We start from the raw sequence: 23,921 nt of genomic DNA, 5'->3' as shown, positions 1-23,921 counted from the left end.
TGCAATTCCCGAGTAATTAAGTCAACTATAAGACCTAGTGGGGTACTCGGGTTTACCCGCGAAAGAGCGCGCGCATGATAGCAAAGGGTGATCGCCGGGGACCAGCGATACCGCGTTATCGTTCATCGCGGGCAAGCCTTGCTCCCACAGACGTCTCCACTGGGTCTGTGGGAGCAAGGCTTGCCCGCGATGCAGACGCCTCGGTCAGCCGACCTGGCTCTGATCCTTGTCCTTCACACACGCAAAATCCTCCTCGCGCAGTTCAGGCAGCTCCTTGGCACAGTAATTACTGCCCAGGTCCTTCAGGGCGCCGCACATCCCCTCCAGGCGGCCGTCGACGGCCTGCAGGTGATCGAGCAATTGGTTGATGGCGCGGGCGACCGGGTCGGGCATGTCCTCGCCGACACCGTAGGCGTCAAAGCCGATCTTCTCGGCCATGGCCTTGCGCCGGGCGTCCTGCTCGTCATCGGATTTGACGATGATCCGCCCAGGAATGCCCACCACGGTCGCGCCAGGCGGCACGGCCTTGGTGACCACGGCGTTGGAGCCGACCTTCGCCCCCGCCCCCACGGTGAACGGACCGAGTACCTTGGCGCCCGCGCCGACCACCACGCCATCGCCCAGGGTCGGGTGGCGCTTGCCCTTGTTCCAGCTGGTGCCGCCCAGGGTCACGCCCTGGTACAGGGTCACGTCATCGCCAATCTCGGCGGTTTCGCCAATGACGATGCCCATGCCGTGGTCGATGAAGAATCGACGACCGACCTTGGCGCCCGGATGGATCTCGATCCCGGTCAGCCAGCGCCCAAAGTTGGACACCAGCCGCGCCAGCCACTTCCAGCCCATGTTCCACAAGGCGCCGGACAAGCGATGGAGCCAGATCGCGTGCATTCCCGGGTAGCAGGTCAGCACCTCAAAGGCATTGCGCGCCGCCGGGTCACGATGGAAAACGCTTTGGATATCTTCACGCAAACGATCGAACATTTTAATCCTTCCGCTTAATCAGCTCGCCACGGGCCGCTTTTTGGGTTTCCGTGAGGATGCCGCGCAATATATTCATCTCCGCCCGGCTGACCGAGCTTCGTCCGTACAACCGACGCAGGCGCGCCATCAAGTGCCGAGGCTTGTCCGGGTCGAGGAACTCGACGTCCACCAGGGTCTGCTCCAGGTGTTCATAGAATCGCTCCAGTTCGTCCATGGTCGCCAGTGTCTCACTGCGCGGCGACGTCGCCTCATATTTTTCGACCTTGCTCGGCTTGCCTTCGGCCGCCAGCCAGGCCATACGCACTTCATAGCTCAACACCTGCACCGCCGCCCCGAGGTTCAGGGAACTGAATTCGGGGTCGGAAGGGATATGCACGTGAAAGTGACATCGATGCAGCTCGTCGTTGGTGAGGCCGGAGTCTTCACGGCCGAACACCAGTGCTATTTCGATACCCTGCGCAGCTTCCTCGACCACTTTCGTCCCGCACTCGCGGGGGTCGAGCATGGGCCAGGGGATACGGCGGTCGCGGGCGCTGGTGCCGAGCACCAGGTTGCAGCCCACCAGGGCGTCTTCCAGGGTGGCGACGACCTGCGCACCGGCCAGGATGTCACCGGCGCCGGAGGCTCGGGCGTCGGCTTCGTGATGAGGAAACAAGCGAGGCTCGACCAGCACCAGCCGCGACAGGCCCATGTTCTTCATGGCCCGCGCAGCTCCGCCGATATTGCCCGGATGGCTGGTATTGACCAGGACGACACGAATGTTCTGCAACAAGGGAGGCGCTCTCGAACACGATAAAGGGAGCAAATCTTACATAAGCACCTACCGTTAAGCTATGAAAGCGAACGCCAACCTTCTCCTGAGAAAACTTTCTGATAGAATGCGCGGCTTTCTTTAACAACCTTAGGTGACACATCCATGCAGCCCATGCTGAATATCGCGCTGCGCGCCGCCCGCAGCGCCAGTGAACTGATCTTCCGCTCCATCGAGCGCCTGGATACCATCAAGGTCGATGAAAAAGACGCCAAGGACTATGTGTCCGAGGTTGATCGTGCCGCCGAACAGAAAATCGTCGATGCTCTGCGCAAGGCTTACCCGAACCACTCGATCATGGGTGAAGAGACCGGTATGCACGCCGGCACCGGCATCGAGGGTGAAGAGTACCTGTGGATCATCGATCCGCTGGACGGCACCACCAACTTCCTGCGCGGCATTCCTCACTTCGCCGTCAGCATCGCCTGCAAATACCGTGGCCGCCTGGAACACGCCGTCGTGCTGGATCCGGTTCGCCAGGAAGAATTCACTGCCAGCCGTGGCCGTGGCGCCCAACTGAACGGTCGTCGCCTGCGGGTGAGCGGTCGCACCAGCCTGGACGGCGCCCTGCTGGGTACCGGCTTCCCGTTCCGTGATGACCAGATGGACAACCTGGACAACTACCTGGGCATGTTCCGCGCCCTGGTCGGCCAGACCGCTGGCATCCGCCGCGCCGGCGCCGCGAGCCTGGACCTGGCTTATGTGGCGGCAGGCCGTTTTGATGCATTCTGGGAGTCGGGCCTGTCCGAATGGGACATGGCAGCGGGCGCCCTGTTGATCCAGGAAGCGGGCGGCTTGGTGAGCGACTTTACCGGCGGTCACGACTTCCTTGAAAAAGGCCACATCGTTGCCGGCAACACCAAGTGCTTCAAGGCTGTTCTGACAGCCATCCAGCCACACCTGCCACACTCGCTGAAGCGCTAAGCGCCCCAGCTACAGAAAAGCACCCTTCGGGGTGCTTTTTTTATGCCTGAATTTCGGTAATTGATCGTTCCCACGCTCCGCGTGGGAATGCCGCCAGGGACGCTCCGCGTTCCGCTTCTCGAAGGTGACGCAGAGCGTCACGGGATGCATTCCCACGCGGAGCGCGGGAACGATCTACAGCCCAGAATTCAGGCGCAAAAAAAGCACCCCGAAGGGTGCTTTTTTTTCATAGCGGTTGGATCACTGCGCCGGTTGGTTCTGGCCCAGGATCAGTTGGCCTTCCTTGTTCACCGGGATCTGGTTGCCCGGGTCGCGGTCCATGCGGACCTTGCCTTCCTTGCCGTCGAGCATGTAGCGCACGTCGTAGCCAACCACTTTGTCGCTGATGTCATTGACGGTGTTGCAGCGGGTTTGAGTGGTGGTGTAGGTGTCACGCTCCTGCATGCCTTCCTGAATCTTGTTACCGGCATAACCGCCGCCGGCCGCACCCGCCACGGTGGCGATTTTCTTGCCGGTGCCGCCGCCGATCTGGTTACCCAACAGGCCGCCCGCCACGGCGCCCAACACAGTACCGGCGATCTGATGTTGATCCTGGACCGGCTTCTGCCGGGTCACGGTGACGTCCTTGCAGACTTCACGCGGGGTTTTGATCTGAGTCTTGACCGGCTCCACCGCCAGTACTTGCGCATACTCAGGACCACTTTTCACCAAGCTGTAGGTCGCGACCGCACCACCGGCAGTAACACCGACAGCACCCAATACCGCACCAACCAGCATCGATTTGTTCACTTGAACCTCCTGGCCATCACCAGCGGAATAATCCGCGCTTCTCCCAGCCTTGGAGCATAAAAAAAGGCGCGAGTTCAACTCGCGCCTTTTCAGCGGTGACGGACGGAGCGACGAGCCTTACGGGCGATCGTCCACTTCCGTTTCGGTGGCCGCCGGAGGAATCAGATCCTCGGTGCTCAGATTCAGCCAGATCAGCACCACGTTGGCGATGTAGATCGACGAGTAGGTACCCGCCAGGACACCGACAAACAGCGCAATGGAGAAACCGAACAGGTTGTCACCACCAAAGAACAGCAGCGCGGCAATCGCCAGCAAGGTGGAGATCGACGTCGCCATGGTCCGCAGCAGGGTCTGGGTGGTCGAGATGTTGATGTTCTCGATCAACGTGGCCTTGCGCAGCACGCGGAAGTTCTCACGCACCCGGTCGAACACCACGATGGTGTCGTTGAGCGAGTAACCGATGATCGCCAGTACCGCCGCCAGCACCGTCAGGTCGAAGGTGATCTGGAAGAACGACAGGATACCCACGGTCACGGCCACGTCGTGGATCAGCGAGACAATGGCGCCCACCGCGAACTTCCACTGAAAGCGGAAGGCCAGGTAGATCAGGATGCCGCCCAGCGCCATCAGCATGCCGAGGCCGCCCTGGTCGCGCAGTTCTTCACCCACTTGCGGCCCCACGAACTCGACGCGCTTGACCTTCGCCGGGTTGTCGCCACCGGCCTTCTGCAAGGCATCGGCAACCTGGTGACCCAGTTGCGGGTCTTCACCCGGCATGCGCACCAACAGGTCGGTGGTTGCGCCGAAGCTCTGCACGATGGCTTCGTGGTAGCCGGACGTTGCCAGCTGCTCACGCACCTTGGTCACGTCGGCCGGACGCTCGTAGGTCAGCTCGATGAGCGTACCGCCGGTGAAGTCCAGGCCGTAGTTCAGGCCCTTGGTGGCCCAGCTGAACAACGCCAGCGCAGTGAGGAACAATGTGACGCCGAACGCGAAGTTGCGAACGCCCATGAAGTTGATTGTACGTAACATGGCAGCCCCTTAAATCCACAACTTCTTGAAGTCACGACCGCCAAAGATCAGGTTGACCATTGCGCGGGTCACCATGATGGCTGTGAACATCGAGGTAAAGATCCCGAGGGACATGGTCACTGCGAAGCCCTTGACCGGGCCGGTGCCCATGGCGAAGAGAATCCCGCCGACCAGCAAGGTGGTCAGGTTGGCGTCGAGGATCGCGGTGAATGCCCGGCCGAAGCCTTCGTTGATTGCCCGCTGGATCGACATGCCCGCGGCGATCTCTTCACGTATCCGCGAGAAGATCAGCACGTTGGCGTCCACCGCCATACCCATGGTCAACACGATACCGGCGATACCCGGCAGGGTCAGCGTGGCGCCCAGCAGCGACATCAGGGCCAGCAGCATCACCATGTTCACCGCCAGCGCGACGGTGGCGATGATGCCGAAGAAGCGGTAGATGGCGATGATGAACAGCGACACGAACAGCATGCCCCACAGCGACGCATCGATACCCTTGGTGATGTTGTCCGCACCCAGGCTCGGGCCGATGGTGCGCTCTTCAGCGAAGTACATCGGTGCGGCCAGGCCACCGGCGCGCAGCAGCAGGGCCAGCTCGGAGGATTCACCCTGGCCGTTCAGGCCGGTGATGCGGAACTGGCTGCCCAGTGGCGACTGAATGGTCGCCAGGCTGATGATCTTCTTCTCTTCCTTGAACGCCTGCACCGCGACGTCTTTCTCGACGCCGTCGACCACTTGCTTGGTATAGGTGGTGACCGGCTTCTGCTCGATGAAGATCACCGCCATGCTGCGACCGACGTTGCTGCGCGTGGCGCGGCTCATCAGTTCGCCGCCGTGGCCGTCGAGGTGGATGTTCACCTGTGGACGACCGTGCTCGTCGAAGCTCGCCTTGGCGTCGGTGACCTGGTCACCGGTGATGATCAGGCCGCGCTCGATCTGCGCCGCCGGGCGGTTGCCCTCACGGAACTCAAAGCTCTCGGAAGTGGCCTTGGACGCACCCGGCTCAGCCGCGAGGCGGAATTCCAGGTTGGCGGTCTTGCCGAGGATACGCTTGGCTTCGGCGGTGTCCTGCACACCCGGCAGCTCGACCACGATGCGGTTGGCGCCCTGGCGCTGCACGATCGGTTCAGCCACACCCAGCTCGTTGACCCGGTTACGCACGGTGGTCAAGTTCTGCTTGATGGAGTATTCGCGGATTTCCGCCAGCTTGGCCGGGGTCATCGCCAGACGCAGCACCGCCTGACCATTGAGGTCGGCCGGCACAATGTCGAAATCGTTGAAGGTCTTGCGGATCAGCGCACGGGCCTGTTCGCGGGTATCTTCATCGCTGAAGCCCAGCTGAATGGCGCCGTTGAAGTCTGGCAGGCTGCGATAGCGCACGCGCTCTTTACGCAACAGGCTCTTGACGTCGCCTTCGTAGACTTTCATCCGCGCGTCGAGGGCTTTTTCCATGTCCACCTCCAGCAGGAAGTGCACACCGCCGGACAAGTCCAGGCCCAGCTTCATCGGATGCGCGCCGAATTTGCGCAGCCATTGCGGGGTGGTCTGGGCCAGGTTCAGGGCCACGACGTATTCGTCGCCCAATGCCTTGCGTACCACGTCCTTGGCCGGCAACTGGTCTTCAGCCTTGACCAGGCGCAACAGGCCGCCCTTGCCGTTATCGGCAACAGACGCAGCCTTGACTTCGATACCGGAGGTCTTGAGGGCCGCGCTCGCACGGTCCAGATCCGCCTGGGTGACCTGCAAGGCAGTGCTTGCGCCACTGACCTGAATGGCCGGGTCATCCGGGTAGAGGTTGGGAGCGGAATAAATCAGACCGACCGCCAGCACCGCCAGGATCAGTACATATTTCCACAGAGGGTATTTGTTCAGCATCACGCCGCCCGCTTATGACGCGGGGCGCCTTGCGCGCCCCGTCGATTGAAGAGATGTTTGAAACCTTAGATCGCTTTCAGCGTGCCTTTTGGCAGCGTGGCCGCGATAGCGCCCTTCTGGAACTTCATTTCAACGGTGTCGGACACTTCCAGCACCACGAAATCGTCGGCCACTTTGGTGATCTTGCCGGCGATACCGCCAGTGGTCACCACTTCGTCGCCCTTCTGCAGGCTGCCAAGCAGGTTCTTCTGCTCTTTGGCGCGCTTGGCCTGTGGACGCCAGATCATCAGGTAGAAGATGACCAGGAAGCCGACCAGGAAAATCCACTCGAAACCGCCACCCATAGGCGCGGCTGCGGGAGCAGCGGCATCAGCCATGGCGTTAGAGATAAAAAAGCTCATTTAGCACTCCAGTTGCAAGTATTGAATCTTAGGATCGGAAAACTCAGTCCAAGGGCGGCACAGGCAACCCGCGCTTGGCATAGAAGGCCTCGACGAAGGCGGCCAATGTACCCTGTTGAATAGCCTCGCGCAAACCAGCCATAAGCACCTGGTAATGGCGCAAATTGTGGATCGTATTCAGCATGCTACCGAGCATTTCGCCGCACTTGTCCAAATGGTGCAGATAAGCGCGGGAGAAGTTCTTGCACGTGTAGCAGTCGCAGGTCGGATCCAGCGGCGAATCATCATGGCGATGAAACGCGTTACGGATCTTCAGCACACCCGTGTCGATGAACAGATGCCCATTGCGGGCATTACGGGTTGGCATCACGCAATCGAACATGTCCACCCCGCGGCGCACACCCTCAACCAGATCTTCCGGTTTGCCAACGCCCATAAGGTAACGAGGTTTGTCAGCAGGCATCTGGCCCGGCAGGTAATCCAGCACTTTGATCATTTCGTGCTTGGGTTCACCCACCGACAGGCCGCCGATGGCCAGGCCGTCGAAACCGATCTTGTCCAGGCCTTCGAGGGAGCGCATGCGCAGGTCCTGGTGCATGCCGCCCTGGACGATACCGAACAGCGCCGCCGTGTTGTCGCCATGGGCGTTCTTGGAGCGCTGGGCCCAGCGCAACGACAGTTCCATGGACACCCGCGCGACGTCCTCATCGGCCGGGTACGGGGTGCATTCGTCGAAGATCATCACGATGTCCGAGCCGAGGTCGCGCTGGACCTGCATCGACTCTTCCGGGCCCATGAACACCTTGGAACCATCCACCGGCGAGGCGAAGGTCACGCCCTCCTCCTTGATCTTGCGCATGGCGCCCAGGCTGAACACCTGGAAACCGCCGGAGTCGGTCAGGATCGGGCCTTTCCACTGCATGAAATCGTGCAAGTCGCCGTGGGCCTTGATCACTTCCATGCCCGGACGCAGCCACAGGTGGAAGGTGTTGCCCAGGATGATCTCCGCGCCGATGGCCTCGATGTCCCGTGGCAGCATGCCCTTGACCGTGCCGTAGGTGCCCACCGGCATGAACGCCGGGGTTTCCACCGTACCGCGGGGGAAGGTCAGGCGACCGCGACGTGCCTTGCCATCGGTGGCCAGCAACTCGAAGGACATGCGACAGGTGCGACTCATACTGTTTCCTCGGGCCCGCGTGGCGCGGGGTTACGGGTGATGAACATCGCATCACCGTAGCTGAAAAAGCGGTAACCATGCTCGACGGCGGCCTTGTAGGCGGCCATGGCTTCGGGATAACCGGCGAACGCCGAAACCAGCATCAACAGCGTGGATTCGGGCAAATGGAAATTGGTGACCAGGGCATCGACCACATGAAACGGCCGGCCCGGGTAGATGAAGATATCGGTGTCGCCGCTGAACGGCTTGAGCACGCCATCGCGGGCAGCGCTTTCCAGGGACCGCACGCTGGTGGTCCCCACCGCCACCACCCGCCCGCCGCGAGCGCGACAGGCCGCCACGGCATCGACCACGTCCTGGCTCACTTCCAGCCATTCGCTGTGCATGTGGTGGTCTTCGATACGCTCGACCCGCACCGGCTGGAACGTACCGGCGCCGACGTGCAGCGTCACGAACGTGGTCTCGACGCCCTTGGCGGCAATCGCCTCCAGCAACGGCTGATCGAAATGCAGCCCCGCCGTCGGCGCCGCCACCGCCCCCAGGCGCTCGGCGTACACGGTCTGGTAGCGCTCGCGGTCCGAACCTTCGTCCGGGCGGTCTATATAAGGAGGCAACGGCATGTGCCCGACACGGTCGAGCAGCGGCAACACCTCTTCGGCAAACGCCAGCTCGAACAATGCATCATGCCGCGCCACCATCACCGCCTCGCCGCCACCGTCGATCAAGATCGACGAGCCCGGCTTGGGCGACTTGCTGGAGCGCACATGGGCCAGCACACGATGACTGTCCAGCACCCGCTCCACCAGAATCTCCAGCTTGCCGCCAGAGGCCTTCTGGCCAAACAACCGCGCGGGAATGACGCGAGTATTGTTGAACACCATCAAATCGCCCGGGCGCAAATGCTCAAGCAAATCAGTGAATTGACGGTGAGCCATGGCACCGCTGACCCCGTCCAGGGTCAACAGTCGACTGGCGCGACGCTCGGCCAGAGGGTGGCGAGCGATCAGCGAATCCGGGAGTTCGAAGGTAAAGTCAGCAACACGCATGATGGGGTTCGTCTAGCAGGGCCGGAAAGTCTAGCGGAAATATCAAAAATTCACCATGAAACGTGATTGACCAACGGTAGGCACCTCTCTATACTTCGCCGCCATTGAGCCCTGATGGCGGAATTGGTAGACGCGGCGGATTCAAAATCCGTTTTCGAAAGGAGTGGGAGTTCGAGTCTCCCTCGGGGCACCATCTTAAAGAAAGACCTTGAAATTCAAGGTCTTTTTTTTCGTCTGCAGGAAAGTGGTCTTGCCGTGATCCAACACATCACCCAATCCATTGTGGCGAGGGAGCTCGCTCCCGCTTGAGCGCAAAGCGCTCACAAAAAGGTCATTGCTACGCCTGAAGATGGACCCTGTCGCGACTCCTAGTACCTAAACCACTGACCAAACCTTCACCCCGGTTACAAAGGATTTCACCCCATGGAATTGCTGCTGGAAACCGTCGCCCTCTATTGCCTCAAACTGGTTTACGAGGCTGAGGACCATAGTCCGATTCTCCGGGATGATCCGCTGATGGCGGATTATGAGCGGGAAGTGTTCGGGTTGATGGTGCGCAAGGGGGATATCCAGGGGATTCGGGGCAAGGTGGAGCATTGCCTGGGGCTGGCATTGGAAGCGGTTGGTGGCGTTGATACTGTCCTGGGGCGGGAGCTGAATCGTTTGGCGACTGAATTCGGCGCTACCCGGACGGTGGAGGAGCTTAGAGATCCGCTTCTAACCCTTAGGGATTACCTGAGAGATATCCAGTAAACCTGCGTGGCTGACACAACCGAACATCTTGGAGAAGACGTTTTGCTGAAATGGATTTCTGCATTTTTTGATAGAAGCAAAGAGAACGACACACTGGGTGAGTTAGTGATGGAGAATCGGCGCTGGCGCATGTTCGCCAAGGTCGGATTCACGATACTGACGTTGATGCCCATCCTCACCTACTGCTCCTGGATAGCCCCACGATTTGAGGACTCGGGACTTACCAATCCCGCAGTGCTTGAGGTGATCAATAGCGAAGAATATCGACAGGCAACCCGGGAGGCCGTCGCTCTGCTCGACCTCTATAACCGGGGGAGATTGGCCTGGATTCACTGCATGGTATACAGGGCGTTCACCGAATTGGCGGGGTGACGGTCACTTTCAACCTGCAACTGGTACCACGAGACGAGCCCAGGGAAGGAGGAGGCAACAAATACAAGCTTGATGGCCAGTACAAAGTGACAGTCGTCACAGGCTATCTGATTATGTTTCTGACCATCGAATTGCTTCTGGTCGGGATAGCAATCTGCGTCATTTTCCAAGGACCACCAAAAGCGCAACGCAGGTTTGAGGAACAGATACTACAGGAGCATTTCTCCTTTGATATGCCCGTGCTTCCCGCTATCGAAGAGCGAGCCGAGCAGACCATCGAGCGCATGCTGCTGCGTTTTCACCGTTTTGCGAAAGATCTGGAATACCGCCCACGCGGCCGAAAGGGCATTCAGCTTGACGATGAATACGACGTCCAGTTTCTGGTCAACGCGTTGCTAAGATTGCAGTTCGATAACGTAAAGTCTGAAGAGCCGTCCCCGAGCATGGCAGCAGGCGGCACCCGCACAGACTTCTTCCTGCCTGAGCATGGGCTCTTTATTGAACTCAAGATGACGCGCGATGGCATGACGGTAAGATCGCTGGCAGACGCGCTTATCCTGGATATCGCACGCTACCGGGCCCATCCCGAATGCCATGCAATCATTTTCTTCGTTTACGACCCTCGCGGCCTTGTTAAGAACACCGTGGCATTGCAAACGGAGTTAACGGAAATTGCGGGCGAGCTACCTGTGAGCCTGATCGTTTCGCCAAGCCATTGAGGAAAGGGCGGCTCGTGAAAACTGCCCTGGATGCTCAAATACACAGGTATGACGTCACCGCCTGCTCAAGCATGTCCACTAGCTCGGGATCCATGAAGCGATAGTCATCGGGAATGTCCAGAACATGCAGCTGCTTGTGCTCAAGCAGCCGAGCGTACTCTGCCCGTAAGCGATGCTCGTGCTTACGCTCCATCACAAAAATGACATCGGCCCAACGGATATCCGCTGGGCCGATAGGTTTGCGTGCGTTCGGGCTGGTGCCAGCCGAACGAGCACTGAAGCCAGGACGTCGACGCCAGATCGTCTCCCCGGTAGGGCTGCGCCATTGATTACGACTGCAAACGAACAGGAGATTAGTCACTCTCGATCCAACAGTTGGCGGGTGGTGCGGATGGGATAGCTCATACCGAGCTGACGCGCCCGATGCAGCTTGTCGGCACGGGTGTAGATCAGCTTCCAATTCTTTTCTGGTTTGGAGTCCTGCGGGCTAATCGCTTCGCGCCCATTGTGCTTGCGGGATTGCGCGCGTCTCCAACTGCGGGTTCTTTCCATGGTTGTTTCTTCGTGAGTACCGGGTTCAGCAGCCGCGGTAATACGAGGTGGTGGGATGGTAAGCGTGAATTGGGGTTGCGGCTAGTGTGGGCGATATGGCTAGCAGCGGGGTAACCCGAATGCAATTGATCGAGATGCGGGGACGAATTTTATTATCAACCAAGGCAAAAAACTAAATTTACCCATTTTCTATCTTGCATATTGGATCCAAATGATGGCATCGTGCCCACACTCTCCTAACCAGAGACTGCTAACTAGATAGTAAAAATCACCAAGGAAGAATTTATGGCCTATCGAAATGGTAACTATTGCGCCTTTTACGTTGCCGAACCTTTTAATGAAAGTTCACTAGGTGCACATGCAACTAAAGACTTCGTATATTACAATATGTTACGCGCTTGGAAAGCAAAGGAAAACAGCTTTCCCTTCGTTGACTCTCACGCAAAGACATATAGCGTACGAGATGGTAGCGACTGGGAAAAAACGTTGAAACCGAGGCTGCGGGAGAGGCTAAAGTCGTCAAAAAATATTATTTTATTTCTGAGCAGCTCGACTATAGGTTCAGTTGCACTTAGCGAAGAAATAGAATACGGCATAGATAATCAAGGACTTCCTGTAATCGTTATCTATCCAGAGTTCCAATCAAAAGAATCCCTACTATTAAATGGAAGTTTAAAAAAAGAAGTAAAAGACCTATGGAACAAAATACCAAAATTCAAAGAGCTGATACATAAAGTTCCTACACTCCACGTCCCACTAAATCAGAACCTTATTATAAAATCTCTGAATGACCCAGACTTCTCCGTTTCATCAAAGACCGAACCAAACGTATACCGGTACAGCGCATAGTCAGACCGTCATCATAAAAACCAGGAGGAGAACTTGAGAAAGGTCAATTTTTTTGATAGTCAACTAGTAAAAAATTTCAAGGAGCGAATATCCACTATCAGTACTATTCTCTCACTCCTCCTTATATTCATCGAGATCCCAGCAAAAAATAAAATTTTTGCAGGATGCATTTTCCTAGCAGCTTTAAGCGCAACTTATTTTTGGCTTTGGCTCAGGGCAAATCAACTAAAGTCTATTGATCTTAATATTGAGGGAAGCAAAGTCACAGTAAAAGCTGGCGATATTTTTCTTGAGCCCGGCCTAAAAGCAATCGCTTTCAACGAATACTTCGATACGATAGTTAACGACAGAATTATATCCGCTCACTCTTTAAACGGAACCTTTATCAACCTTCACCTACCAAGCACCATCACTCAGCTCGACAACCATATTACTAACTACCCTTTCGATAGCGACGAGTTATCCAGCTTTAACGAATCCAGACAAGAAGGAAAAAGACAAAGATTTAAAATCGGCACTCTATGCATATATGACGATTTCATTCTCACAGCCTTCTCAAAATTTGACGCTCAAAACAAAGCAGTTTTAACCATGCCCGAATACTTGGAGTTTTTGATTAATTTCTGGGATAAAATAAACAAAGTGTACGCTCAGCAAAGCGTATCCACTCCGATTTTCGGCTCGGGCATCACTCGAATTAAAGAGCACAAAAACATCACCGACGAGGACCTCTTAAAAATAATGCTCTGGACATTCCGCATTAGCGAGATGCGCTTCAAATACCCAGCAAAATTAACAATAGTTATTCACAAAGACAAAATAAATACCATAAATCTTCTTGACATCAAAACAGCCAAGAACGGCTTATAGTCCTCGGAGAGCAATGAGACAACTCTATTTTAAAGCAACTACAAACACCTCCCTTATCCTTGTGGCTAGCGTCGCCATACGAATCGCACTATTCATCAGGAATTGAGAGACTGATTAAGCAGCAAAGAACATAAGTTTATTAAACGCTAAGGAATTATTAGTGACCTCGCCAAGCAATCATAGCAAGCCAAGCAGCTCAAGACTTCAGATAATTATTCGCTCATCCACCTGGGCGAGCTATGAAGTAATCCTGACATTAATGCCAGTTCTAATATGGATATTTATCATAGCCTTCTCCACCCCTACGCCACAAATCAGTTTGGAATTTCCAGCCTTTTCGTTTTTTTGCGTTTCCATCTGGGCTGCCTGTTTAAGAGAAACTCCCCGTGCATTTAATGGCGGATCTCCCGTTCAAGACAAATTCGAGCGAGAGTGCTCTATGACTATATCAATTTTAGGTTTTGTCACTTCTTTGATTTGCTTGGTTTTTTCAGCACAAAAAAGCACTGGTTTAATTCAAAACTTGTGGGGACCATTTACCTTAACTGTAGGCATAGCGGGCGGCCTGGGAATTATATATCTATTCACCTTAATTTCAATAAAAATCCAAAGAACGGAATATGGGCATTATCAGACCCCTGACAAAAAACAAAACAACAAAACAACCAAATAAAATCGTCAATAGCTTTTCTTAAAACAGCTCAGAGCGCAAGAAGAGAACGGATTTATTTTCAGACAAAGAAAATAAATCCGCCCTTTTTTTCAAATAAATGGATTTATTCCGACCAAAACCAAATAACAAAACCTCTCTTCTTCCTCATTATTCGTCAACCGCATTAAACTCCTTCATCAATAGCTCGCCAATTTTATCTCTTGCACTATAAACCTCAATATTTTCATTCCACACAAAATAATTTTGTACGGGGAGCAGATCATCAAACACATATCCGCTGATGCTACCGATGTTTTTAAACTGTTCAAACATCCCCCTCGGAACTAACGAAGCTCCTGCACCGGAGCTGACACAGCCAAGAATGGTGCCATAACTGGCTATATTGGTTATGGAGCTCGATACCTCATGCATCCTCAGCCAATTCTCCAATGCTCCCCTGTAAGGGCATCCCTCTGGCCACATGAATATATCCATACCGCTTAAATCCTGCGGTTCACTTATCCGCCCTGCTGTTGCAGAAGCAATCAATACAAGCTCCTCCTTGTAAATTTCTGCGCTTGCAATATCCGGATGCTCAGGTTTGACCGCAATGATTGCTCCATCCAGTTTATGGCCAACCACATCGCTTAATAACTGTGACCAATCGCCAGTACTGAACTGCATTTGCACCAGAGGATAGAGTTGATGATATTTTGCCAACAACCTGGGCAATCTACCTGTTGCGGATGATTCAATAGCGCCAATCTTCAAACTGCCCGATGGTGCTGCCGCAGAATCAAGAGCTCTTTGTGACTCCTGACATAGAGACAATATTTTATTTGTGTAATCAAGAAACAATCTACCCGACGGACTGATGACCAGCCCCCTTCCCTTCCTGATAAATAATGAGACACCCAGCTCTCGTTCTAAAAGCTTGATTCGGTTTGTGATATTTGACGGAACGCAGTGTAAAAATTCAGCCGCGCGAACAATACTGCCCTGATCGGCCACCGCCTTGAACATAGCTAGCTGAGAAAACTCCATACCATTACTCACTGAAAGTGAATGATTTGCTCAGTATAAGTCACTTGTCGTGAGCACTCCAACTCGTTAATTTCATGCCTCTGACTGGATGGAAAAGTTTAACCGGCTATTCAAACAGCGGGAGTAGACCTGGATGGATTTTAGCCAAGCCATGATCGCGCTAGGTTTTTTTGCCTTTTGTGGCGGTTTGATAGATGCAGCGGTAGGCGGTGGCGGGCTTGTACAAGTGCCAGCACTTTTACATGCCCTGCCCCAACAAAGCCTGGCCACTGTTTTCGGAACCAATAAGCTGGCTGTCTTGGCGGGCAATGCGAGCTCCATACTCAGCTATTTAAAGCGAATAACCGTCGTGTGGAGGCTGATGCTTCCCACCATGTGCTCGGCATTTGTCTTTGCTTTCCTTGGGGCCGCTGTAGTATCTGTTGCGCCTAAAAAGCTAATGGAGCTTGTTGTTTTTTTCATCCTGATAGTCATGGCTATTTATACTTTCAAGGAGAAAAGATTAGGGCTGGTGAGTTCCAACAAACCTTGCGGAACAAAAGAGATCGCATCAGGGATTTTTTTTGGAGGTTTGATTGGGTTTTATGACGGTGTCTTTGGCCCAGGCAGCGGTAGTCTTTTGCTTTTTATTTTTGTCAAAGTCTTTGGCTTCGATTTTCTAAACGCATCAGCGTCGGCGAAGCTAGTTAATTTGGGTACATTTAGCGCAGCACTTATGTTTTTCGCTCCATCCGGCAATGTGTTATGGGCTATTGGAGGCGTGGTTGCTCTTTGTAATATGGCGGGTTCTCTCGCTGGTGTTTTTTTGGCACTGCGTTATGGGAGTGGCTTTATAAGAATTTTCTTCCTGATGCTACTTATTTTCTTAATAGGTCGAATGGGGCTGAGTATTTTCATAGATAATCAATAGTAAAAAAGGGCCTTGCGCTAGCAACGCCCTTTAAATGAAGATGAGTAGCGCTTTCTCCAGCGGACCTACCTCACCTCAACAATATCCAACGCCCGATTCGCCAATAGCTCACTCAGCTCGATCACTTGCTGAATCCCCAAGGCCACATGTCGCCGCGACCCATCTAGGTCAAACGCCAAATCACTGATCATGGCATTGGCCGAAGCCAGATTCTCACTAAGGCTGGCAAGCAGGCATTCAGAATCAACATCAGAAGCAATGCGGAAAATGGTGTTGGGATTGTCGGACGTTTCTTTCTCGGGCTTGGGGGTCAGATAGAAATCCAACGCTCGGGTGGCTGCGTCGTCGATTTTCTTGTTGCGCGCGGATTGGGCGCGGGAGACGTGTTCGTCGGTAACCGGGGGGTTCGGTGTAACTTTGACCATGGTCTTAACTCTCTAGTTGAGGCCACGACCCGTTCGCTGCTAAACGAATTGGGAGGCAGCTGTACGCAGGTTAGCAGACCGACGAGTTAAGAAATCGGCGCGCCCGAGGGCGCCCTGCGCACAGCCACCATCAAGTGCAGGAATGGGGATTCCTGTTTGATGACGCGTTGTGCGACTTAACTCGGCGAGCTGCTAAACCCGATCACTGACAATCAGTGACAGGTCCAAAACTACCGACGCAACCCCAGGCGCACAAGCCGGCGGATTCTGGCGTAGTTGTAGGCAAAGGCGCAAGGCGCTGTGGCCTGGCGAGCCTTCGTCGCTAGTGTCTGTCGGTCTGTACTGACGGACGCCACTCGACTGGTCCGGACAGATGCTCGATGTCGTTCAGTGGAGGCTGTCGGAAGATCTGTTGCGAGGCGCTCATGGGAAGGGGGCTGCTACGCAGCCCAGCGGGAGCAAGCTCCCTCGCCACGTTGGTTACCTGCGATTGGAGCTGTTATGCGCCCTCGCCCTTCTCCGACGCTTCATCGCTATGCACCACCACCAACAACTGCGCCTGAACATCCCCCACCGAACGCAGCCGATGGGGCTTTTGCGCATTGAAATGCAAGGCATCGCCGCGATTCAGCAGCACGCGCTCGTTCATGAAATCCACTTCCACCTGCCCCTCATGCACGAATAGAAACTCCTCCCCCGTGTGTTCCTTGAACGCGTGGTGCGCGGTGAATTCGGTCGCGGGGTAGAGGATGAAGGGCAGCAGGCTGCGCTCGGAGACCTGATGGGCCAGGACCGCGTATTCAGAGCTGCCGCTGCTCGACGCCAGCGAGCGCCGGTCTTCACTGCGCACCAGGCTGTAGCTGTCGAGGGAGACGTTCTCCTCTGAGAACAATTCTTCGACATTCACGTTCAGCGCCTTGGCGAGCTTGAGCGCGGTGGCGATGGAGGGCGTGCTCAGCCCGCGTTCCACCTTGGACAGGTAGCTCTTGGTCATCCCGGTTTTTTCGGCCAGGACGTCCAGTGTCATGCCGAGTTTTTTCCTGAGCAATTTCAAGCGAATGGACATAGGTAACCAACATTTCCTGGGAAACGGACAATCAAAGGTTGCAAATGACACTTTGTGTCATATAGTATTTTTTGTGTCATTAGCACCTTCCTTTCACAGCTTCCATGACGCGGATCAAGAACGGTCAAAGAACGAATCAGGAGAACGGATATGAGCAAGACACTGGCGACGCCCAAGGACCAGTTGGTCCAGCATGCTGTCAACCAGATGCAAAAAACACTGCCGGATAATACGTGGACTGTACGACAAAAGCTGGCATTGACCTGCCGCATCCTGTTCGAGAACGGTCACGACTCGGGCCTGGCCGGGCAGATTACTGCGCGCGGGCCGCAGCCGGGCACCTACTACACCCAGCAATTGGGCCTGGGCTTCGACGAAATCACCGCCGGCAATCTGCTGCTGATCAATGAAGACCTGGAGGTGCTGGAGGGCCACGGCATTCCCAACCCGGCCAACCGCTTTCATACCTGGGTCTACCGCGCCCGGCCGGATGTGAACTGCATCATCCACACCCACCCGACCCATATCGCCGCGCTGTCGATGCTGGAGGTGCCGCTGCAGATTTCCCACATGGACCTCTGCCCGCTCTACGAAGACTGCGCTTTTCTGGAGGGCTGGCCGGGTGTGCCGGTGGGCAATGAGGAAGGCGAATTGATCGCCGGTGCCCTGGGCGACAAGCGCGCCATCCTGCTTTCCCACCACGGCCAGTTGTCCACCGGTGCCACCGTGGAAGAAGCCTGCAACATCGCCCAACTGATCGAACGCGCCGCGAAGTTGCAACTGCTGGCCATGGCCGCCGGCGAGGTGAAGCCGATCCTGCCTCACCTGGGTCGCGAAGCCCATGACTGGATCGCCCGCCCCAAGCGTCACGCCGCCGCCTTCAACTACTACGCCCGGCAGAACCTGCGCCAACACGCCGATTGCCTGAACTGAACCCATTAGGAGCCACGCCATGTCTACCCCCAATATCCACGGCATCATCGGTTACACCATCACGCCCTTCTCCGCCGACGGCCAAGGCTTGGACCTGGACGCACTGGGCCAGTCCATCGACCGCCTGATCGACAGCGGCGTCCACGCCATCGCGCCTTTGGGCAGCACCGGCGAGGGCGCTTACCTGAGCGATGCGGAGTGGGATCAGGTCAGCGAGTTCAGCATTGCCCGCGTCGCCGGCCGGGTGCCGACGGTGGTCAGCGTGTCGGACCTGACCACCGCCAAGGCAGTGCGCCGCGCACGCTTTGCCCAGGCAAAGGGCGCCGACGTGGTGATGGTGTTGCCGGCCTCGTACTGGAAACTGAGCGAGGCGGAAATCCTGGCCCACTACCAGGCCATTGGCGCCAGCATCGACCTGCCCATCATGCTGTACAACAACCCGGCCACCAGCGGCATCGACATGTCTGTGGAGCTGATCTTGCGGATTTTCAACGCGGTGGCGAACGTCACCATGGTCAAGGAGAGCACCGGCGACATCCAGCGCATGCACAAGCTGCAGCTGTTGGGCGAGGGCCAGGTGCCGTTCTACAACGGTTGCAACCCACTGGCCCTGGAAGCCTTCGCGGCCGGCGCCAAGGGCTGGTGCACCGCAGCGCCGAACCTGATCCCGCAGCTCAACCTCGACCTGTATGACGCCGTGCTGGCCAACGACCTGAGCCGGGCCCGGGCGCTGTTCTATCGCCAACTGCCGCTGCTGGACTTCATCCTCAAGGGCGGCTTGCCGGCCACCATCAAGGCCGGTCTATGCAGCCTGGGCCTGGAGGTGGGCGATCCGCGCTTGCCGGTGTTCCCACTCGACGAGGCGCGCATTAGCCAACTGCAGACGATGTTGAATCAATTGCGCTGAATCACGCTGGGCCCTTGCGACCGACAGGTGGGCCATCCTGTTCGGTCGCTGTCGTCCTAATGGGTGAGCACCGCCATGACCATCGAGGCAATGAGATGAACACCTATCAACCCTTGAACTGCGACCTGCATGACTACCTGGAGATTGCCTGCCTGTACGGCTACACGCTGGACATCGAACTGACTGACGGCCAACGCCTGACAGCCCGCGCGATCATCACGCGTACCGCTCGCACGCGGGAGGAGTTTCTCGACGTTAAAACCGCGGAGGGTCGCCGGGAGATTCGTCTGGATCACTTGTTGGCGATTACGCCGCGGGATGAGCACGCCCAGTTTGGCCGGGTTGTGCTGGCGGTGGGTGGCTAAGCATCAAGCTTGTTAAGCGCCACCAGATGCAAGGTTGGTTTGGGGCCGCTGCGCAGCCCCAGCGGGGCGGTGCGACGATTCGCTAAATCCCCTCGCCACAGATTGAGGAGACTTATTGGGTACCGGGTTGTAACAGGCTGCCAAGTGCTGTCTCCTGATGCTGCTGTGTCTAGACCATTACTCCACATACCTCACATCAAACGACCCTCTGACAATTTGACCTTCCGTATCAGCGAAAGAATAGACCCCTCTGAAAAACCTGAAGAATCTGCCGAACTCTATAGTGATCGTCCCGGTGCTGACCGAATGACGCTTCCCCTCCTCGTCGATGAAGATCCACCGTATAGAGGGGCCATCGAAATCACCAGGATATTGAAACGTTTGTGTGTCGCCACCCGCTTGAGCGGCCGGGAAACCGATAAAAATCGCGGCGTCGTCCTTTTTTCCTCGCTTCCACGCTTTCAGCCCTCCTTGCAGAAATCCGCCACTGGCGTTGTTGCCATCGCTATTGAACAACGTCGCATTGACCTCTGTAAAAGTTACCGGAGATGGCGTATTGACGATAATCGTTCCTACCATGCGGGCATCTGATTTTTCATTGTCGGTTTTCATGTTTGAACCCTCAGTGCGGTGACTCAAGGCGCCAATAAGACAGCGCAAAGGGATATAAGCATCAGATATACCCATCGACTACTGTCAGGAGTAACAGCTAGCAAGATCGTTTTAATGAGTTGGTTGCGAGTGATCTGCAAAAAACGCAATAACCGTGGGAGCAAAGCTTGCTCGCGATGGCGGTAGTCAATCGGCAATAACGGCCTGCCGCCATCGCGAGCAAGCTTTGCTCCCACAGGTTTTGCAGCGTTTGATCCTGCTGTTTCTTTTGGCCGCCTGGCAAAAATCTTTCGCTTTATCCCCTCCCGCAAAGCTCCCATCCGCTCCAGCAAAGTCGCCGCGCCCTCTCCCCCTCGATAATGCCCGCTTCGCTTGCAGTCCCCTTACCCGCCAACACCGTGTAAACCCCATGAACCTACGTGCCCTCATCCGTTGTTATTGCCTCAAGTCCAGGTTCGCCATGAGTGCGCTGATCCGGCTGCACCGGGCGCTTTCTTTCATGGCCGGTTATCTGGCGCGGTTGGGCTTCGATTCCGAGCGGTGGCCGGTGCCTCGTGATGAGGATGCCGCGGACAGGCAGGCCAATGCCATTTGCCCGGAGCTGGCCGCGACTGTGTTCAGCCATGCGCGGGAAGGGGCGATGCTGGTCGACCCCTTCGGGCGGGTCATCGGTGTGAACGAGGCGTTCACGCGCCTGACCGGTTATGGGGAGGACGAGGTCAGGGGCCGGGACTTGAATTCCCATCGCATGGTGCGGCGGCTCGCGGCGTTCTATGCGCCGATGAAGAACGCGTTGGATTTCCACGGGCACTGGTCCGGGGAAATCCAAAGCAGCCACAAGGACGGCCGGGAGATGACGTCGCGCGTCAGCATCAGTGCCGTGCATGACCGCCACGGCAATGTTCAACATTACGTGGTGCTGCTCAGCGACATGACTCAGATGAAGCAACGCCTGCAGTTGCTGGAACGGGACGCCCGGTATGACGCGCTCACGCAATTGCCCAATCGATTGCTGCTGGCCGAACGGATGCGCCAGGCGTTGGGCAAGGCGCGGATCCATCAGCAGAAGGTGGCGATTGCGTTTATCGACCTCGACGGTTTCAAGTCGCTGAACGACAGTTACGGGCATGACTGGGGCGATCGGGTGTTGCAGATCGTCGCGGCGCGGATCAACGCGACGCTGCGTGCGAGCGACACGCTGGCGCGACTCGGCGGTGATGAGTTCATCGCCGGATTGGTGGAGCTAGAGGAGGTGCAAGACAGCGAGCCGTTGCTCAAGCGCATGCTGCAAGCGGCCAGCGCGCCCATCCTGATCGGCGCCCAGACGGTGGAGATTTCCGCCAGTATCGGCGTGGCATTTTTCCCCGAGCACGGTCAGGAGATCGACGCGCTGATCAGCAAGGCGGACCAGGCGATGTACCTGTCGAAAAAGGCCGGCGGCAACCGCCTGGCGTTTTGTCCGACCCGCTTCATTTCCCTCAATAACGGAGCCTGACGGTGGTGCCGACGGTTCTTTCGCTGCCGGTCATCACCCCGTAGTCACCGGCGCCGAGCAGCGAATAGACGGCGGTGACGTAATGACGGTCGAACAGGTTGCGCATCCAACCTTCCACTTCCCACCCACGGTCCTGGCTGCGTAGCCCCAGGCGCAGATTGGTGAGGCCGTAGCTGGGCTGGTAGCTGCCTTCGCCGCCTTCGAGGGTACCGGAGTAGCCGGTCCGGAAGCTGTAGTCGATGCCGCTGTAGGCTTCCAGCCCATAAGACAGCGGATGGGTATGCTCCAGGCCGCTGCTGAGGCTCCATTCCGGCGCGTTGTAGAGCCGGTCGCCGCTGAGGTCGCAGGTCCACTGACCCGAGGCCGGCGGGCACGGTGCGTTGGGAAAGCTGCGATAGCGCGCGTCGCTCCAGGCCAGACCCAGGCGTCCGGTAAGCCGGGGGCCAACTGCCAGGCCGAGTCCAGTTCGATGCCGCGCAGGCGCACCTTGCCGACGTTGATCAGGTTGTCCCGCAGCGGTGGCGCGAACACCGATGTCGACGGGCTGTAGGTGAGCGCCTGGTAATTGTCGACGTCGGTCTGGTAGACGGCGAGGTCGAGCAGCGCGCGCTCATCCCAGAACCGCGTCTTCATGCCCAGCTCCAACGACGTGGCGCGCTCCGGCTCGAAGGTGGGCGCGGCGAACGGGCCGACCACGTCGAAGTTGATGCCGCCAGCCTTGTAGCCGCGGGACCAACTGACGTAGCCCATCACGGCATCGCTGAAGCGGTAGCTGGCGCTGAGCAGGCCGGAGACGTTGTCTTCTTCAATCGAGTCCTGGCGGTAATAATCCCCCCGAGGGCGATGTCCCGCAGCAACTGGCCGCCCGCCTGGAACGTCGGTGGCAGGCCGGCCAGCGAGGCGAGGTTGCTGACGTCGCGGGAGATCCAGCCGTCCTTGCGCTCCTGGCTGTAGCGCAAGCCACCGGTCAGTTCGAGAAGGTCCACGGGGCGCCAGGACACCTGACCGAACACGGCCCGGCTGTCGCCCTTCTGCTCGCCGTCGTAACGTTGCCGGGCGCCGTCCAGCAGTTGGGGCGGCACCTGCCGCGGATCGGTGATGGTGATGCCGTAGAGCCTCTGCAATTGCTCCAGTTGGTCGCCGACGAACCAGGACGCGGCGTCCTTGCCGAATTCGACATCGATATCACGGTCAAGCTGCTGGTGCAGGTAATAGAGCCCGGCGACATAGTCGATGGACGAGCCGGCCGTGCCGGACAGGCGCCATTCCTGGCTGAACTGTCGGTGCCCCAGCTCGGTCTCGGACTGAGCCACTGACAGTGCGGTACTGTCGCCGTCGCGGGTGGCGCGGTAGTCCCAGTCACGGTAGGCGGTGATGCTGGTCAAACGCATCGTCTCGTCCAGGTCCCAGTTCAATTCCAGGGACACACCGTTCTGCAGGGTCTGCGGGTGCCCCGGTGCGTCGATACGCACTTCACGTTGGTAAGGGTCCGGCTCTGCCAGCGGATAGCCGACGAACTGGGCCCGCTTGCGCGTCTGCTGGCTGTAGTGGTTGACCAGAAGCACGTTGCCGGCCTCGTTTTGTCGGGCATGATCTGCGATCAGGCGCGCGCTGAAGTCCGCGTTCGGGGTCCACAGTAATTGCCCACGCAAGCCTTGGCTGTCGGCGTCACCAAGGCGGGCGCCGTCTTCCAGGTTTTCCACTTGTCCATCGACCGAGCGTTCGAAGACGTTCAGTCGCCCGGCCAGTACATCGTCGTGCAACGCCCCGGAAACCGTCCCGCGATATTCACGCAGACCGTGCTCGCCGTAGCTGGCCTCCAGGTTGGCCTCGGGCTGGAACGTCGGTTGACGGGTGATGATGTTCAGCGCGCCCGCGGTGGTGTTCTTGCCGAACAAGGTGCCCTGGGGCCCGCGCAGCACTTCGATGCGCTCGATGTCCATCAACTCGGTGAAGGCCATGCCCTGGCGCGCCTGGTAGACGCCATCGACGTAAGTGCCGACGCTGCCTTCCAGGCCATCGTTGTAGGCGGTCGCGCCGAAACCGCGCAGGCCGAAGCCGGCATAGCGGGCGTCATGCCCGGACACCACCAGCCCGGGCACGCGCTGCTGGATGTCTTGCAGCGTGTGCAGGCCGGCTTCGTCCAGTTGCTCGCCGTAGAGGACGTTGATCGGGATCGGCACCTGTTGCGGGTCTTCCTCGCGGCGGCGAGCGGTCACCTTGGTTTCCTCAAGGACCAGGGGAGCGGGTGATACGCCAGGCGTGGTCGGCAATGGCGTTTGTTCGGCATAGGCCGCCGTGCAGGGCAATGCCGTCAGGCTGCCGAGCAAGAGTAGCCGGTAACGCCGACCGAGCACG

At 57.2% G+C, this 23,921-nt stretch carries 28 protein-coding genes, 1 tRNA gene and 1 pseudogene; 13 read left to right on the top strand and 17 right to left on the bottom strand.

Features of this window, described 5'->3' with window-relative positions:
• Nucleotides 1-204 precede the first annotated feature (204 nt).
• Nucleotides 205-981 (bottom strand): serine O-acetyltransferase, encoded by a 777-nt coding sequence (gene cysE, locus PCOSP_RS05030; protein ID WP_139645972.1) that lies wholly within the window; start codon nucleotides 979-981, stop codon nucleotides 205-207.
• A gap of 1 nt (nucleotide 982) precedes the next feature.
• Nucleotides 983-1,753, bottom strand: coding sequence for a tRNA (cytosine(32)/uridine(32)-2'-O)-methyltransferase TrmJ (gene trmJ / locus PCOSP_RS05025; RefSeq protein WP_175361666.1), 771 nt, complete (start codon nucleotides 1,751-1,753; stop codon nucleotides 983-985).
• 144 nt (nucleotides 1,754-1,897) lie between these two features.
• Here trmJ and suhB point away from each other — a divergent pair, with 144 nt between their 5' ends.
• Nucleotides 1,898-2,716 carry a type III secretion system regulator SuhB gene (gene suhB, locus PCOSP_RS05020; protein ID WP_041023393.1) on the top strand — a complete coding sequence of 273 codons (819 nt, stop codon included), beginning with the start codon at nucleotides 1,898-1,900 and terminating at the stop codon, nucleotides 2,714-2,716.
• 240 nt (nucleotides 2,717-2,956) lie between these two features.
• Here the strand turns inward: suhB and PCOSP_RS05015 are convergent, their stop codons facing one another.
• From PCOSP_RS05015 to queA, 6 genes are all read right to left on the bottom strand, one after another.
• Nucleotides 2,957-3,505: a glycine zipper 2TM domain-containing protein gene (locus PCOSP_RS05015; protein ID WP_041023394.1), complete on the bottom strand. Its 549-nt coding sequence runs from the start codon at nucleotides 3,503-3,505 to the stop codon at nucleotides 2,957-2,959.
• Between the two features lie 117 nt (nucleotides 3,506-3,622).
• Nucleotides 3,623-4,537 carry a protein translocase subunit SecF gene (secF, locus tag PCOSP_RS05010; protein ID WP_175361667.1) on the bottom strand — a complete coding sequence of 305 codons (915 nt, stop codon included), beginning with the start codon at nucleotides 4,535-4,537 and terminating at the stop codon, nucleotides 3,623-3,625.
• 9 nt (nucleotides 4,538-4,546) lie between these two features.
• On the bottom strand, nucleotides 4,547-6,415 hold the full coding sequence (secD, locus tag PCOSP_RS05005) for a protein translocase subunit SecD (protein ID WP_175361668.1): 1,869 nt from the start codon (nucleotides 6,413-6,415) through the stop codon (nucleotides 4,547-4,549).
• 65 nt (nucleotides 6,416-6,480) lie between these two features.
• Entirely contained in the window at nucleotides 6,481-6,816 is a 336-nt protein-coding gene (gene yajC, locus PCOSP_RS05000) for a preprotein translocase subunit YajC (protein ID WP_024777037.1), read from the bottom strand.
• Between the two features lie 43 nt (nucleotides 6,817-6,859).
• Entirely contained in the window at nucleotides 6,860-7,975 is a 1,116-nt protein-coding gene (gene tgt, locus PCOSP_RS04995) for a tRNA guanosine(34) transglycosylase Tgt (protein WP_162843649.1), read from the bottom strand.
• 14 nt (nucleotides 7,976-7,989) lie between these two features.
• Nucleotides 7,990-9,039: a tRNA preQ1(34) S-adenosylmethionine ribosyltransferase-isomerase QueA gene (gene queA / locus PCOSP_RS04990; RefSeq protein ID WP_053192626.1), complete on the bottom strand. Its 1,050-nt coding sequence runs from the start codon at nucleotides 9,037-9,039 to the stop codon at nucleotides 7,990-7,992.
• A gap of 108 nt (nucleotides 9,040-9,147) precedes the next feature.
• Here queA and PCOSP_RS04985 point away from each other — a divergent pair.
• From PCOSP_RS04985 to PCOSP_RS04970, 4 genes are all read left to right on the top strand, one after another.
• A tRNA-Leu gene (locus PCOSP_RS04985) sits at nucleotides 9,148-9,232 on the top strand.
• A 230-nt stretch (nucleotides 9,233-9,462) separates the two neighbouring features.
• A complete protein-coding gene (locus tag PCOSP_RS04980) occupies nucleotides 9,463-9,792 on the top strand; it encodes a hypothetical protein (RefSeq protein WP_464710471.1) in 330 nt (109 codons plus the stop codon).
• A gap of 6 nt (nucleotides 9,793-9,798) precedes the next feature.
• A complete protein-coding gene (locus PCOSP_RS04975) occupies nucleotides 9,799-10,164 on the top strand; it encodes a hypothetical protein (protein ID WP_464710469.1) in 366 nt (121 codons plus the stop codon).
• A complete protein-coding gene (locus PCOSP_RS04970) occupies nucleotides 10,161-10,883 on the top strand; it encodes a PD-(D/E)XK nuclease domain-containing protein (RefSeq protein ID WP_464710468.1) in 723 nt (240 codons plus the stop codon). Before PCOSP_RS04975 ends, PCOSP_RS04970 begins: the two co-directional genes overlap by 4 nt.
• 34 nt (nucleotides 10,884-10,917) lie before the next feature.
• Here PCOSP_RS04970 and PCOSP_RS04965 read toward each other — a convergent pair whose 3' ends face one another.
• Nucleotides 10,918-11,244, bottom strand: coding sequence for a low molecular weight protein tyrosine phosphatase family protein (locus PCOSP_RS04965; protein ID WP_464710467.1), 327 nt, complete (start codon nucleotides 11,242-11,244; stop codon nucleotides 10,918-10,920).
• Nucleotides 11,241-11,435, bottom strand: a complete 195-nt coding sequence (locus tag PCOSP_RS04960) for a hypothetical protein (RefSeq protein WP_175361672.1) — start codon at nucleotides 11,433-11,435, stop codon at nucleotides 11,241-11,243. The genes PCOSP_RS04965 and PCOSP_RS04960 overlap by 4 nt, the downstream gene beginning before the upstream one ends.
• A 285-nt stretch (nucleotides 11,436-11,720) precedes the next feature.
• On the opposite strand from PCOSP_RS04960, the gene PCOSP_RS04955 reads away from it, so the two are divergent.
• From PCOSP_RS04955 to PCOSP_RS04945, 3 genes are all read left to right on the top strand, one after another.
• The gene (locus PCOSP_RS04955) at nucleotides 11,721-12,284 is read left to right on the top strand and encodes a TIR domain-containing protein (RefSeq protein ID WP_175361673.1); all 564 of its coding nucleotides are present in this window, start codon (nucleotides 11,721-11,723) and stop codon (nucleotides 12,282-12,284) included.
• A gap of 33 nt (nucleotides 12,285-12,317) precedes the next feature.
• Nucleotides 12,318-13,154 (top strand): macro domain-containing protein, encoded by an 837-nt coding sequence (locus PCOSP_RS04950; protein WP_464710465.1) that lies wholly within the window; start codon nucleotides 12,318-12,320, stop codon nucleotides 13,152-13,154.
• 160 nt (nucleotides 13,155-13,314) lie between these two features.
• Nucleotides 13,315-13,827 (top strand): hypothetical protein, encoded by a 513-nt coding sequence (locus tag PCOSP_RS04945; protein ID WP_175361675.1) that lies wholly within the window; start codon nucleotides 13,315-13,317, stop codon nucleotides 13,825-13,827.
• A 147-nt stretch (nucleotides 13,828-13,974) separates the two neighbouring features.
• On the opposite strand, the gene PCOSP_RS04940 is transcribed toward PCOSP_RS04945, so the two are convergent.
• Nucleotides 13,975-14,850, bottom strand: a complete 876-nt coding sequence (locus PCOSP_RS04940) for a LysR family transcriptional regulator (protein WP_464710464.1) — start codon at nucleotides 14,848-14,850, stop codon at nucleotides 13,975-13,977.
• A gap of 133 nt (nucleotides 14,851-14,983) precedes the next feature.
• On the opposite strand from PCOSP_RS04940, the gene PCOSP_RS04935 reads away from it, so the two are divergent.
• Nucleotides 14,984-15,760, top strand: a complete 777-nt coding sequence (locus tag PCOSP_RS04935; RefSeq protein WP_175361677.1) for a sulfite exporter TauE/SafE family protein — start codon at nucleotides 14,984-14,986, stop codon at nucleotides 15,758-15,760.
• Nucleotides 15,761-15,825: 65 nt separating this feature from the next.
• Here the strand turns inward: PCOSP_RS04935 and PCOSP_RS04930 are convergent, their stop codons facing one another.
• Both PCOSP_RS04930 and PCOSP_RS04925 read right to left on the bottom strand, forming a co-directional pair.
• Nucleotides 15,826-16,185, bottom strand: coding sequence for a DUF6124 family protein (locus PCOSP_RS04930; RefSeq protein ID WP_175361678.1), 360 nt, complete (start codon nucleotides 16,183-16,185; stop codon nucleotides 15,826-15,828).
• A gap of 499 nt (nucleotides 16,186-16,684) precedes the next feature.
• Nucleotides 16,685-17,251, bottom strand: a complete 567-nt coding sequence (locus tag PCOSP_RS04925; RefSeq protein ID WP_175385154.1) for a helix-turn-helix domain-containing protein — start codon at nucleotides 17,249-17,251, stop codon at nucleotides 16,685-16,687.
• Between the two features lie 150 nt (nucleotides 17,252-17,401).
• Here PCOSP_RS04925 and PCOSP_RS04920 point away from each other — a divergent pair, with 150 nt between their 5' ends.
• The 3 genes from PCOSP_RS04920 (at nucleotide 17,402) to PCOSP_RS04910 (ending at nucleotide 19,456) form a co-directional block, all read left to right on the top strand.
• Nucleotides 17,402-18,184, top strand: a complete 783-nt coding sequence (locus PCOSP_RS04920; protein WP_210642950.1) for an aldolase — start codon at nucleotides 17,402-17,404, stop codon at nucleotides 18,182-18,184.
• A 19-nt stretch (nucleotides 18,185-18,203) separates the two neighbouring features.
• Nucleotides 18,204-19,091 (top strand): dihydrodipicolinate synthase family protein, encoded by an 888-nt coding sequence (locus PCOSP_RS04915; protein WP_464710462.1) that lies wholly within the window; start codon nucleotides 18,204-18,206, stop codon nucleotides 19,089-19,091.
• 95 nt (nucleotides 19,092-19,186) lie between these two features.
• Complete coding sequence (locus PCOSP_RS04910) at nucleotides 19,187-19,456, top strand: Rho-binding antiterminator (RefSeq protein WP_464710461.1); 270 nt, start codon at nucleotides 19,187-19,189, stop codon at nucleotides 19,454-19,456.
• 177 nt (nucleotides 19,457-19,633) lie between these two features.
• On the opposite strand, the gene PCOSP_RS04905 is transcribed toward PCOSP_RS04910, so the two are convergent.
• Nucleotides 19,634-20,068, bottom strand: a complete 435-nt coding sequence (locus PCOSP_RS04905; RefSeq protein ID WP_464710460.1) for a hypothetical protein — start codon at nucleotides 20,066-20,068, stop codon at nucleotides 19,634-19,636.
• Nucleotides 20,069-20,477: 409 nt separating this feature from the next.
• Between PCOSP_RS04905 and PCOSP_RS04900 the strand changes: the two genes are divergently transcribed.
• Complete coding sequence (locus PCOSP_RS04900; protein WP_464710459.1) at nucleotides 20,478-21,563, top strand: diguanylate cyclase domain-containing protein; 1,086 nt, start codon at nucleotides 20,478-20,480, stop codon at nucleotides 21,561-21,563.
• On the opposite strand, the gene PCOSP_RS04895 is transcribed toward PCOSP_RS04900, so the two are convergent.
• The 3 genes and pseudogenes from PCOSP_RS04895 to PCOSP_RS04885 form a co-directional block, all read right to left on the bottom strand.
• A complete protein-coding gene (locus PCOSP_RS04895) occupies nucleotides 21,547-21,681 on the bottom strand; it encodes a hypothetical protein (protein WP_464710458.1) in 135 nt (44 codons plus the stop codon). The two genes, PCOSP_RS04900 and PCOSP_RS04895, sit on opposite strands and share 17 nt — an antisense overlap.
• 335 nt (nucleotides 21,682-22,016) lie before the next feature.
• A pseudogene (locus PCOSP_RS04890) lies at nucleotides 22,017-22,349 on the bottom strand (TonB-dependent receptor domain-containing protein); the annotation flags it as partial.
• Nucleotides 22,313-23,920: a TonB-dependent receptor gene (locus PCOSP_RS04885; protein WP_464710457.1), complete on the bottom strand. Its 1,608-nt coding sequence runs from the start codon at nucleotides 23,918-23,920 to the stop codon at nucleotides 22,313-22,315. The pseudogene PCOSP_RS04890 and the gene PCOSP_RS04885, both read right to left, overlap by 37 nt.
• Nucleotide 23,921 lies beyond the last annotated feature (1 nt).

This window comes from Pseudomonas sp. MAFF 730105 (assembly GCF_055380705.1).
This window is presented reverse-complemented; position numbering and strand designations above follow the sequence as displayed.